Below are 13,022 nucleotides of genomic sequence, written 5' to 3'. Positions count from 1 at the left end.
GTCAGGAAGGAGGGTGCCAGCGGCAGCTTTCAAATAGTTTTCTTCTGCCCCAGGGAACACGCCATCCCACACTTCGGCGCGCAGCCTACTGCCCTGCAATCCAGAACTCCGAGTTCGGCTGCAGGCCAATTACGTCAACGAGATTTGAGCGAACACCGTAGCGACTCGTCACACCTGCAATGGGGATGATCGGAGTCCAGTCCTCGAAAACCTGCAGAACGTGAGTGGATGCCGCTTCCTGCTGTTGTGGTGTCTGCGCCCCGAACAGGGCCCTGAACGCGGGCTCTATGTCATCGTTGTTGCAACCAGCGAAAATGCACATGGTGGATTTCGGATCGAAGATGCCCTCGGCGGAACTCGGCACATTGAATTTGCTGAAAGTGACGACATTGAGGTCGAATCCGCCGTTGATGGAATTCTGGATGAACTGCTGATCCTCGACGGGCTGAATGTTCATTTTCATCCCAAGCGGCTCTAACTGCTGCTGTAGCACGGTGGCCACACGTCCAGCGTCGTCGGAAGCACTGGCGAAGTAGCTGGCGGTGAATGTACAGCCGCTTTGGCAAGCCGTCCCTTTGAGCAGCGTCTTCGCCTGCGCGACATCCTGCTGGGAATAGACCTTTACGGGTTGTGGGTATTCGGCTATGACAGGGTAAGGACCGGTCTGTACTTTGGCATCAGCGCCGTACGCCGGAGTCGCGAGTGTCTTGCGATCGATAGCCCACGCTATGGCCTTGCGGATGCGCGCGTCATGGAACAAGCTGCCTTCGCGGTTATTCGGCACGATGAACATACTCGCCAGGCCGTCGACCATCGGAGCCGTCAGATCCCCTGAGATCTGATCCGACACGTCCTGTGGCAATGTGGGAACGAGGTCAACATCTCCGCTCTGCAACCGCTTGACGCTGGTCGGGGTGTCGGCCACGACGCTGAACGCCAGCTTCTTGATTTTGGGCTTCGTTCCTCCAAACCTCTCGTTTCTGACCAGTGTGAACGAATTCTCCTTGACATTTCCCTCGGGAGCGTAAGAACCGGAGAAGACCGGCTTACCCTGGAAGTAGTTTTTATCTGTCGCCGCTGCGGCAGGAAGGATGCCCATCGCTGGCACTGCCAGCATCTGCCCAAAGTCCGCTGAGGGAGCGTTCAGGCTGATCTTCACTGTTGTCTTGTCCGGCGCTGCCAGGTCGGCGATGAGCTCGGCATAGCTTTGATTGGGACCAGGGGTGTCGCGCAACCTGGTGAGGGAGGCAACCACGTCTGTGCTCGTCAAAGGCGAACCATCGGAAAACGTCAAGTCGGGCTTAAGAACGACCGTATAGTTCTTGGCGTCATCAGAGGCGGTCAAGCTCTCGGCGAGCATGGGCTCCGTCTTGGTCGCACTGCCCTTGACGAACCGCACCAGCCGGCCAGTAGTCAATCCAACGATCACTGAGTCGGACAAGTAAGGGCCCGCGGCCGGATCAATCGAGGTTACTGCGGTAGACAGATCGATATGAACCTCGTCGAGGTTGGCTTGCGACAGGCCTTCACCTGTCCCGTTGCCGGAACATGCGCTGAGGGCCAGGGTAGCGGCGACGAGAAGCGCCGCTCCCGATAGGTGGGCGGTTCGGGGCTTCCAAATTTGAGCCATCTCTACTCCTCTGTAGTGCGATGGAATGAGTCTCTTGGGATATCACATGCTGTGGAGCTGTCGTCTTCGTTGAGGTCGAGCGGCTTCGCGGTTGTCGAAGTACCGCCGCTTGTTTTTGCGGCCGGGTCCTGCATCAAAACAAGGCTAAGAGCAAAATGTGATGTAGTCAACAACTGAATTATATTTGGGAAACTTTAGGGGCGGAGTAGTCCGAAAACTCCCGGAAAGACGCGGGTCATGATGAACGAAGAAAATCTACGACAGTTCATGACTGAACTGATTGCTACGCGTTATCCAAGGGTGAACCCTGCCTTGATCGATATGAGGGGGGGCGTGGGCAGAGTACGCCGGGGAGATAAAGCCAGCGGCGTGGGTCTGCGGCTTGAGGTGAAGGTGCCTGCCCCAAACAATCGCCGACGGCTCGTGACCCGTGCCTGACGACCGGGAGAAGGCGGTGAAAGCTGATCTGTCCGCATGCCGGCTCCATACCAAGGAGTGGTCGTCACCAAGGAGTGGTCGTCACGGTCGCTCGCAACCGTGAACGGCGTAGCCGCCAAGCAGGATGTCGCTGTGGCCCCATAACTGAGGCTAAGCTGCAAAAGCGCTCCGCCAAACCGACGTCGAGGACGGGATCGGTTCTACGACCAACTTCTCTGTCTTGAGGCGGCCTTGCTGGAGGATAGGTGAACCATCCCATCACGCCGGCATTCCGACGTCGCGTTGCACATGCGCTGGGCGGGGGCAGTTGGGAACACGGCACGACGCCGGGACGAGGGGCCAAGGTGCAGCGGACACGAGAAGATGTGTTAGTCAGGGTGCCGGCGAGTAGCCAGATTTGGTTGCGACAGGGAATCACCAGCTCGCCTTGATTTAAGTCCCACTGCTCGAGCGGCCGATTTAAGATCTCCGGTGTTTTGGCAACCCCGGCGCTTCGACCTGACCAGGTACGTGTTGGGCGTCTTCAGATGAGGCTGAAAGGTTGGCGCGACGCAGAAAGCACGGACGGCAGTTCTTGCCGTCCGTGCGGTTCGCCGATCTTTCCGCCCTGGTGCTACATCGCCAATTGGTTGATGTTGGTTTCCTCTTGGTCGGCCAGCAATGGAGCGTGCTCCCTGGTTTGAAGTGCCATGACGAACGAGTCCGAGCGGGTTCGGCTCATCAGCGCCAACCATTGCGCTGAGGTTGGCCTTTGGACCTTGGCGATCTGGCTTCCTGCCTTCCCGCTTTGTACGAGCCTCTCAAGACCTGGGCAGAATGCGGACTCGATAAGACAAAGGTGATCGAGCATCTCTCCCGAGCGACATTGGCGCCCCCGCCCATGTTAGGGGACTTCAAATCCGCCGAGTTCCACCACCGATCACGCCGCCAGCGATACCGATGTCGACCATCTCCTGATCAGGATCGGGCGCGTGGACACGGAACCAAAGTTTGGAGATTTTCCACTCGCCGTCCTGCCGGACATACTCCGTCTCGTAGCGCCCCTCGGACCATGGACCCCATACTCGAAGCATGCCGAGGGACGTTTTAAAATCAGCCTGCAGCCGGTGCCACGTCCACGTGGCGCGCCCCGTGTCTCCATCTACCACGATGTCCGGCGACGACAGGATGTAGCCATCGTTGCTGTGTACGACGGGAACCAATTCATTAGTAAACATCGCGCCGATGGCGTCGCGTCCCCGGTGCACTCCGTGATGACGGATGTCGCATACCGCGTCCTCCGTATAGGCGGAAGCCACTGCTTGCCAGTCGCGCGCCGCGAGATCGCGAATGTACTTGTGGTGAAGCGTGGCTATCGCCTGTGCCGACTCGAGATTTTCGACCCGACGCTCCAGCGCTATCAGATGCCGCGTTAGATCCTCATGATTCATCGTCTGACACTCCTTGGTTGTCAACTGCGCAGGTTGGTTGTCGACTGCCCACGCTGCATTTTGGGGGACAAGCCAGTCCAGCCGTCCTGCCTTCGTCACCAGTTTTCCGAATGAAGCCACACTACGTATAGTAGTTATTTTAGTCAAGTAGTGAATTACTTTTGAAGCGAATCGGCCGTAATTGAGCCCAATCTTCCGCAAAACAAGTTCATTGCTAGACGATATAAGCTACAGAAGCGTAATCTGAAACGCCTAACGGCCAGGAGTTCCGAAGCGCGTCCAATGGCTGCCCTGCAGCCGCGGGGCAGCTGTGGCAGTCGTTTTCCTCTGGACACTCGGTCATGATGCGGGGATTCATCCATCTGATGTGCGGTGGAGGGGCAATGAACAACAAAGCGGGCAACGTCATTGGCGGCACCGGACAAGGGGTCGCTGAAGGACACCAAGATTGTCGCGTACGAGATCAATGCCAAGCCCGTAGCCGCGTAGTGCGAGGCATTTCGGACGTCAGGCGGCAGCGCCGTTGGCCATGATGGGTAGGGTGGGTATCAGATCCCCAAGGAGGTCAGCCATCGCCCGCCCATCCCAACCACTGCTAAGCCGCGAGTTGATTGCCAGTACCGCCCTCGCCCTCGTTGACCGCATCGGCGCCGACGGTGCCAGTATTCGGCGCGTCGCGGCGACGCTCGGTGTAAACCCCACCTCGCTGTATAACCATGTACCAAATCGCGCCGCCATGATTGAAGACGTGAGGGCGATCGTCTCTGCGGACATAGATTCGCGGCCTCTTCGGGAATGCCCTTGGGAAGAAGGACTCCGGCTATGGGCGCATTCGTACAGACTGGCATTCGCCGGTCACCCGCGAGTGGTTCCTTTATTGATGACAACGCGCGCCTCGTCACCCGTCCTGCTATCGGAGTACGAGGATTTTGTGGTCGCTGCAGAAGCCGTTGGATGGACAAGTAGGGACGTCCTGCCCCTATTGACTGCCTTCGAGTCCTTTATTTTAGGAAGTGTTCTCGACATGTCGGGGCCCAGCATCGTGTTCGATCCAACTGGCCAAGAAGAGCGACTTCCGAGGTTTTCATTGGCGTTCGCGTCCTTGTCAACTGAGGACCCAAGTGATCCAGTCGCGTCACGCGCGTTCGAGATGGGTTTGAGTATGTTGGTAGCGTCCGCCAGGCCAGGACGCAGCCCAATTTCTGAAGGCCAGCAGCTGGCATGCGGGTGAGATCGCTGTGGAGTTTATCGATCCCATTGCGCCGAGGAGGATGGCGAAGGTAAGAAAGATCGCGGCTGAACCCATCACTCGGTGGACGAGAACCACGAACACGCTCTCGGCTAAGCCCGGATTTCCAAGCTGCTTGCGGTGTCTCCTGGCCCATTAATGGAGAGCATCGCCGCTGCTATGCCTAACGAAAACAACCACCAGAATCGATGCCGCCGTGCTCTCAGTGGAAGTAGGACCCCGCGAGACTTAGGTTCCTTCTCCCGTTGTGGCGACAGTGGCCCAGCCCCAGTAAACGAAGATCGAGACCGCAAGTCCCGCTGAGAAGGCACTGAAACTATTCATCCGGGTGGGGTCAAACCATGAAATATCGGGCGTGGGTCCAGCAGGATTGTCAGAAGACGCAGCTTCCTTGCCTAGCTCGATGAGGAATCACCCCAGATCCGCCATCTGGAACGCGACCGTGCAGTACTGGAAGATCATGGCCGAGGTCATCCCGAGGTAGGAGATGCCGTCGACAATGCCATGAATGACAAGCACGTCACGAGGTTGATTAAGTGGTTGTCGGTTAGACCGACGCACGACTTATCTTTAGGGACGATGGCTAGTGTTTGACAAAAAATCGACGGCAATTCCGGCAAGATTGAAAAGAACAAGCGGTGAAAGCTACGAGCTCACCCGGTAAGCCACCCAAGCCACGGTCCGAACGCGCGGGATCCCCGGGTAAATGAGGTTTCCGGAGTCGGGCATGGCGGTGTTCGGGGCCCGTATCCGAGAGCGACAAGAAGCATCGGGATGAATCCCACGAGAAAGATGGCCGGCATCTGATCGCTAACGACCCATGCCTCTGGTCCGGTTGCCGCTGCCAAAGTGATTGCCGACGCGCAGGTCGAGATCCCTTCTACCAGTGCAAGAACACCAACCTATCCTCTGGCCACCCTTTCCTGCCCAGACCGATTACCGCGTCCAGGGCGGGCATCTGCGGGGTGGCGCCTTTGAGGTCGAAAATGACATGGCAAACAGGCTTTTTGGGGGAACCGGAGCAGACGAAGGGCCAAGACAGCAGGGACAGGCTGTGAAAAACCTTGTCCTGGAATCGATCACGCTCTGAAGGAATGGTGCGTGAAATGTCTTGTCAATTGATAGGCTTGCCTGCTTTAAAGGGCCTAGTGCTATCTAAACAAACGGTGTATGTTTTAAATCATATGTCCTTCAGGTAGTAGCCTGAGCCTTCCACTTGAGAGTGAGTACCATGGATTTGCGGAGCTTCACAGTCGTCGAAGCCGACATCGACGACCTATCCGGCGCACTTGAGGCAGGGCTCGTGAGCAGCGTCGAGTTAGTGATCCGGTATCTCAACCGCGTCGCCTTTTATGATCGCTCCGGACTTAGGCTGAATTCTGTATCAACAATCAATCCGAGTGTGTTGACGGAGGCCCGGAACTCAGACCTCCGGCGTTCACGGGGGGCAATGCTTGGGCCGTTGGACGGTATACCTTTCACCGCAAAGGACAGCTACTGCGTCCGGGACCTGCCGGTTGCTGCCGGATCACCGGCTTTCGCCAACTTGACGGCCAGTGAAGATGCGTTCGCGATTTCACGTCTTCGGGATGCTGGGGCCGTGTTCCTTGGTCTTACGAACATGCCTCCTATGGCCGCGGGAGGCATGCAGCGCGGTGTTTACGGGCGAGCAGAATCTCCCTATAGTGGCGAATTTCTGACATCGGCGTTCGGCTCCGGTTCCTCCAACGGTTCCGGGACCGCGACCGCGGCCAGTTTCGCGGCCTTCGGTCTCGGCGAAGAGACCTGGTCCTCAGGGCGAGCGCCGGCCTCGAACAACTCGCTGGTCGCATACACGCCTTCTCGCGGCCTCATCTCCGTCCGAGGCAACTGGCCCCTTGTGCCGACGATGGACGTTGTTGTGCCGCACACCCGTTCGATTTCCGACATGAAGCACATACTCGACGTCATCGTCGCTGACGACCCATCGTCGGAGGGCGATTTGTGGCGTTTGCAGCCGTGGATCCCGTTACCAAAGCCGTCCACGATGCGGCCGGATTCATATACCGCCATTCCCGACCTTCCATTGGCCGGGCTTCGCTTGGCGGTACCCCGGAACTACGTGAATGCTGACCCGACGAGCAGATACCCTATTGAGACCCGGAAATCGATTATGGCCCTGTGGGAGGGGCTGTGTGATGATCTACGGAAGGCCGGTGCCGAGGTCATCGAGACTCCATTCCCTGTAGTGGACAACTACGAGCGGCTCCACGATGGCGATCGGGATTTTGTCGATCGAGGATGGGTGAGTAAAGACTTCCTCAGCGATGAAGTCGGAATGTTATCGGCCTGGGCGCTGGACAACTTCCTGCGTCAGAACGGCGACCCGGCAATCGATGGCTTGGCCAAAGCGAAGGCTGAACTCATCTTTCCGCAGCCCAAAGGAGCCCTGCCTGACAGATACGGCATCTTTGAGTTTGACATCGCCTACGACCTTTCAGATTTTGTTGCAATGGCCGAGGATGGGGTCACCGAGTGGAAGCAAGTTGTGACTCTCGAAGACGGGTTGCGTGGTCTCGAACGCACACGCAAAGAGGACTTCGAGGATTGGTTGTCAGGAAACGGCTTTGATGCGGTGATATTCCCTTCCGCCGCTGACGTTGGACCCTCCGACTCAGATGTTAACCCGTCGTCTGCCGATGTCGCCTGGCGCAACGGCGTCTGGGTTTCGAACGGCAACCTTGTACCACGACACCTTGGCATTCCCACTTGGACCCTTCCATTGGGGACAATGTCAGATACCCGGATGCCGGTTGGCGTCACCGTCGCTGGCCCTGCATACGACGACATGCGCCTACTGCAACTGGCCTCAACGATGGAAAAACTCCGACCACGACGCGCCGTACCTCCGCGAACGCCACCGCTACCGGGGGAGGCGCTGTTTCCGGTCAGCCTCCCTCCCGGATCCGACTCTCTCGAGGTGCGAATCGAAGACGTCGAGGTAGAAAGAACCACCACCAACACCACTGTCCGTTTCGTCGCAACGGTAACAGCAGGTAGAGCATCAGAGTGTGCAGCCTTCGTGGACGGGCAACCTGCACCGACAGTGCTGGAAGGAACTCGGATCGTGGGGAGCTGGTCGACCCATGCCAATGCCTACAACCATCGACACAGCGAGTGGCGGCCAGCATACGGTCCCTTGGTAACGCTCGCTGTCCGCAGCTCCAGCGGCGCCGTGGCTGGCGCCTTGGGAACATCCAAGCACGCGCCCCTCTAAGCTGACTGCCCATCTGACGACTGGGCGCACACACTTCCCCCGCAAAGGAGCACCATGCCTCAAAATATTTTCAACTATTTCGATCAGGTCGAACTGCCGACTCCCACACTCGAACCCACTGAAGTCTTGGACCTTGTCGCCAGCACCTTCGGTTTAGAGATCTCGGTCGAAGCCCTTGGCAGCCAGCAGGATCAGAACTTTCGATTGTTCGAACACGGGTCGCCCCACCCCAAAGGGGTGCTCAAAATCAGCAACCCGGCTTTCAGTTTCGCCGAGATCCAAATGCAGGATCAGGCCGCGCTGCTTCTAGCGCAAAACCAGAACACGCTTCGCGTACCTCGTATCGTGACGGGTCCACGGGGGCCACTGTCAGCATGGTGGGAAACTTCACAAGGTCTCCTCCACGCGCGCGTGATTGAGAATATCGCGGGACGCACGCTGACGGGGTCCGACTACTTGGCGCCCGATGTTGTCAGTCGTATGGGAGAAATCGCAGCTAGAACGAGTCTGGCACTAGCGGATTTTGAACATGCCGGAACACATCGGGTCCTGCAGTGGGATCTCCGGCACGCCCGCCGGGTGATCGACCGGCTTCTTCCACTGGAACCGGACTCATCCATCCGGCGTTTCGTTGAGGAATCGGCTCTTCGCGCGGGACTGGTTCTTGAAGAAGTCGAAGACAGGCTGCCGGTGCAAGCGGGGCATTTCGACATTACCGATGACAACGTTCTTCGTCCGGATGGAGGACGGTTGCCTGATGCGGTTATAGACTTCGGCGATGTGTGCACGTCGTGGCGGGTGGGGGAACTCGCGGTCACCATCTCTTCACTCCTACACCATGATGGAGCGACCCCGGCGACGACCTTGCCCGCGATCCGTGCTTTCCACAAGTTGCGTCCCCTCGATGAGAGCGAAGTATCTGCACTTTGGGCACTGGTGGTTTTGCGAGGAGCCGTCCTCGTTCTAAGTGGGCGGTGTCAGGTCAGGCTGGATGCCGACAATTCCTATGCGGACGCCGCCCTCGAGCGCGAGCTGCGAATTCTCACCGTTGCGGCATCCGTACCACCGGAGGTGATGACGGGGGCAGTCCGCCAAGCTCTGGGGATGCCCATCAAGGACAACCCATCTTGGACCTGTAAATCCGTGCTGCCGCCCCTGGGCGTCGTTACAACTCTTGACGCAGGAACCACCTCAAGCCTTAATGACAATGGTGCCTGGATGAGAGAGTCAACGCTTGATAAGGCCGCCGCCGCGGCTCTGAGCACCGGAGTTGACGCTGTTGTGCTGCCCGCCTGGTCCGCGGTGCTTACCGCTTCGCCGATCCGGACGCCGACGGTGCCAGAAACGTTTCCGACAGGTTTGACGCTCTGGCTTTCAAGGCCAACATCTTTGTCAGCGGAAGCCCTGGTTTCCAGAATCAATGACGACTCCATCGCCGTCGCAATCGCCGGCGCGGTGCTCACGATATCGGCCGTGGGCCTGGGTCGTAAAAGCACTCATCTTTTACCGGCACGCACGAAGCTCTTTGTTCAGTTCGACCGGCGCGGAGTATCCGATGCCCCTGCGATGGTGACAGCCGATCTCATGGCAGGATGGGCTGCGATTTTGAGCGACCCTGCGCCGGCACTCGGACTCGTCTCCAGTAGCAGATCTACCAACGATGACGTCCTGGAGCGTCGCAAAGGTGTCCTCGCGAACGTCCAGGAACATTACTATGCGGTGCCACCCCAGATCGAACGTGGGTGGCGGGAATACCTCATAGGAGTTGATGGCCGTATATATCTCGATATGGTCAACAATGTCGCTTCTGTGGGCCACGCCCACCCTCGGGTAGCCGAGGCGGCGAGCCGGCAAATGAGACTCCTCAACACGAACTCCCGGTTTCACTACCGCGCAATCGCAGATTATGCCGAGCGGATTGCCGCTACGTTGCCCGACGAGCTCGACACCGTGTTCTTTGTCAACTCCGGTTCCGAAGCCACTGACCTAGCCATCCGACTGGCAATGGCCAGCACGGGGCGGCGTGACATCGTCGCGATGCGGGAGTCCTACCATGGGTGGACTTTTGCAAGCGACGCAGTGTCCACATCGATCGCCGACAATCCAAATGCCCTTGAGTCACGCCCTGAATGGGTCCATACCGTGGAAGCAGCCAACTCCTATAGAGGAGAGCTACGGGGCAACGAAGCTGCCGGATATGCATCGAATGCAGTGAAGATCATCGACGAACTTGCCGCTGGGGGCACGCTGCCTGCTGGCTTTATCTGCGAGTCCTACTTCGGTAACGCAGGCGGCATCGCACTGCCGGATGGCTACCTAACGGACGTCTACGCGGCAATCCGCAAACATGGCGGCATCGCCATCGCCGATGAGGTGCAGGTTGGCTTCGGCCGCCTCGGCGAATGGTTCTGGGGTTTTCAGCAGCAGGGAGCTGTTCCCGACGTCGTTGCTGTCGCCAAGTCCATCGGAGCGGGGCAACCCATCGGAGCAGTTGTTACCCGTCGTGAGATCGCTGATCGATATCGCACACAGGGATACTTTTTCTCATCGACCGGCGGATCCCCCGTTTCGTCAGTGATTGGCATGACTGTACTTGACATCATCCAAGACGAAGGCCTACAGGAAAACGCACGCGTCGTTGGCCGACACCTCAAGAATCGCCTAGAGGCATTGAGCAAAGAGAATGACCTCATCGGGGCCGTCCACGGCTCGGGGCTCTACCTCGGTCTCGAGTTCGTCAAAGACCGCTCAACTCTCGAACCTGCAACGGACGAAACAGCGGCGATCTGTAATCGCTTGCTCGAACTAGGAGTCTTCATGCAGCCCACTGGCGATCATCTGAACGTCCTGAAGATCAAGCCACCGCTATGCATCTCCCAAGAATCTGCCGACTACTTTGTTGACAGCCTGGCCCACGTTCTCGAAACGGGGTGGTGAGGAATGGTGTGGCAAATGCTTTCAGAGGCCGCCGAATACACGCGAACTTGGATGGCCTTCCCTCGAGGTTAGCGCAGAGGCTGTCGGCCCAAGGATAGGCTTTGGTTAGTGTGGGTACTGTCAGCTGCCACTGAGGCCATTCAGCCGATCGGCTAAGGCATCTCTTTCTGACGCACGACGGGGAACTAGCAAGTGCCGGTAAGAGTCAGCACTCCTATACCTGGATGGCTGACTGGATTCAGGCTTCGGTGACTGGTCATGTTGCTTCTCCCGGTTTGCACGATGACAGGGGTAGAAAGGGGGGTACTTCCTGTGGAGCCCTTAGACGCAAAAGGTGGGGCTGCCAAATGAATCTCCAGCTGGGGGACGACGCAGCATGGAGCGCACATCGCGGCACAGACTGGCTGATGGGCAAAAAGGCATGTGGACAATGCCGCACCTTCCATTTCAAACTGCCTCATAGCGCCGCCGGACTGCCCCGGATTCCGAATGTTTCCGCCACGTCCCAGCCTTTTCAAGGCTAGAAATACCGTTCGAGCCCCACGTCGGGCACGGCATACCCCCTCGTCAGAGGAGGTTTTTGCTTTAAAGTGTTGACAATTGTTGACACGAGTCTCTGGTGTGAGGTCCGGCTTGTGCCTGGCCGCCGGTTGGCGTGTTCAGTTGTGGGGGAGCAGGTCCAAGGCGTCGGCTGGTGCGCCCTCCACTCGTTATGAACTGGGGCTATGCGTTCCTCCCTCTCTTGGCTCGTCGGGTAGGTCGTGTTTGGGCTACACCTCTTCATGTGTAGGGGGACTGATCGCAACATGACTTCGAGATCCTTCGTCAAAGTTCTTGGTTTTGGCTCGCGGTTGACGTCGTGAAGCCTCCATTGCCGATGCCTTGTCCGGCCAAAGGAGGTGTGGACAGTGTCCGCACCTAACTCTTCTTTATTTGCGACTGATCGGAGCCACGTGCTCGTCCCTCCTTGGGCCTATATCTACTCATGTATGTGAGTGTCTATAGCGACAGTAGGCCGATCAGGAAGCACTCTACGTATGTAGGTCATTCCCGAGGTGGGGATTCAGGGGCGGTCGGTTGAGTGCTTTCAAGTTGGCCTTGGCCGTGTCATCGACGCGCACCTTGAAATCCATTGGAGGCGGGCCCGACCCAGCTGACCGCTCCCCAGCGGAGCCTGCGGAACATTGCAGCCCACGCGATCGTCGGCTGAGCACGGCTTAGCGGACCAGTCTGCCGATAATGGCCCATACGTCGCGCTGCCGCTTGGCGTGGGTGGCTTGGTTACCGCGCCTTCAGAAGTCGAGGCTCCTAGACGGCCCAGTACGAACTGCATAGGGCTCGTTCTCGATCGTGTAGTTGATCACTTTGTCGGTGACCAGTCCCGAGACAAGAATTACTTATCGAATGCTGCTCTTAAATGGAGTCGGTTCTGGTTCACGCCTCAGTCTTTGCTGCTGAAGGCGGCGTCGAAGCTGGTTTGGGAGGCGGGGAAGTCGAACTTCTTCAAGGCGGCGAGGGCTTCGGGGGCGCCGTGGAGGCGGTCCATGCCGGCGTCTTCCCATTCGATGCTGATGGGTCCGTTGTAGCCGATGGCGGTCAGGGCGCGGAAGGATGATTCCCAGGGAACGTCGCCGCGTCCGGCGGAGACGAAGTCCCAGCCGCGGCGGGGGTCGCCCCAGGGCAGGTGGGAGCCCATGACGGTGTTCCGGCCGGTGGGGCGGAGCTTGGTGTCCTTGCAGTCCACGTGGTAGATCCGGTCTTTGAAGTCCCAGATGAAGGACACGGGATCGATGCCTTGCCACATGAAGTGCGACGGGTCCCAGTTCAGGCCGAAGGCTGGCCGGTGTCCGATCGCTTCGAGGGTCCGGACGGTGGTCCAGTAGTCGTAGGCGATCTCACTCGGGTGGACTTCGTGGGCGAAGCGGACCCCGTTTTCGTCGAAGACGTCCAGGATGGGGTTCCAGCGGTCGGCGAAGTCCTGGTAGCCGGCCTCGATGACTTTCTCGGGGACAGGCGGGAACATGGCGACGTATTGCCAGATGGAGGAGCCGGTGAACCCGACGACGGTGTCCACGCCGAGCG

The 13,022-nt window shown here is 58.4% G+C and carries 5 protein-coding genes and 1 pseudogene; 3 read left to right on the top strand and 3 right to left on the bottom strand.

All coding sequences use genetic code 11. The features are described from left to right. Positions 1–85 precede the first annotated feature (85 nt). Positions 86–1,630: an ABC transporter substrate-binding protein gene (locus AB4Y81_RS18785; RefSeq protein ID WP_285241542.1), complete on the bottom strand. Its 1,545-nt coding sequence runs from the start codon at positions 1,628–1,630 to the stop codon at positions 86–88. A 1,331-nt stretch (positions 1,631–2,961) separates the two neighbouring features. Next, a complete protein-coding gene (locus AB4Y81_RS18780) occupies positions 2,962–3,618 on the bottom strand; it encodes a nuclear transport factor 2 family protein (RefSeq protein WP_285241543.1) in 657 nt (218 codons plus the stop codon). Positions 3,619–4,027: 409 nt separating this feature from the next. Here AB4Y81_RS18780 and AB4Y81_RS18775 point away from each other — a divergent pair, with 409 nt between their 5' ends. From AB4Y81_RS18775 to AB4Y81_RS18765, 3 genes and pseudogenes are all read left to right on the top strand, one after another. After that, positions 4,028–4,729, top strand: a complete 702-nt coding sequence (locus tag AB4Y81_RS18775) for a TetR/AcrR family transcriptional regulator (RefSeq protein ID WP_441996515.1) — start codon at positions 4,028–4,030, stop codon at positions 4,727–4,729. 1,249 nt (positions 4,730–5,978) lie between these two features. Continuing rightward, positions 5,979–7,652: pseudogene (locus tag AB4Y81_RS18770) on the top strand (amidase); the annotation flags it as partial. A gap of 405 nt (positions 7,653–8,057) precedes the next feature. Beyond that, a complete protein-coding gene (locus AB4Y81_RS18765) occupies positions 8,058–10,940 on the top strand; it encodes an aminotransferase (protein WP_434326574.1) in 2,883 nt (960 codons plus the stop codon). A 1,441-nt stretch (positions 10,941–12,381) separates the two neighbouring features. On the opposite strand, the gene AB4Y81_RS18760 is transcribed toward AB4Y81_RS18765, so the two are convergent. Beyond that, positions 12,382–13,022 (bottom strand): sugar phosphate isomerase/epimerase family protein (locus AB4Y81_RS18760; RefSeq protein WP_441996486.1); only part of this gene is annotated, 641 nt, incomplete at its 5' end.

The sequence above is a fragment of the Paenarthrobacter sp. TAF1 genome, assembly GCF_052113825.1.
Classification (GTDB): Bacteria; Actinomycetota; Actinomycetes; order Actinomycetales; family Micrococcaceae; genus Arthrobacter; species Arthrobacter nicotinovorans.
Note: the sequence above shows the minus strand (reverse complement) of the source record. Positions and strands in the feature narration are given on the sequence as shown.

Coding starts and splice junctions, on each gene's coding strand:
- AB4Y81_RS18775 (WP_441996515.1), top strand. CDS start 4,028: ATGATGGGTAGGGTGGGTATCAGATCCCCAAGGAGGTCAGCCATCGCC.
- AB4Y81_RS18765 (WP_434326574.1), top strand. CDS start 8,058: ATGCCTCAAAATATTTTCAACTATTTCGATCAGGTCGAACTGCCGACT.
- AB4Y81_RS18785 (WP_285241542.1), bottom strand. CDS start 1,630: ATGGCTCAAATTTGGAAGCCCCGAACCGCCCACCTATCGGGAGCGGCG.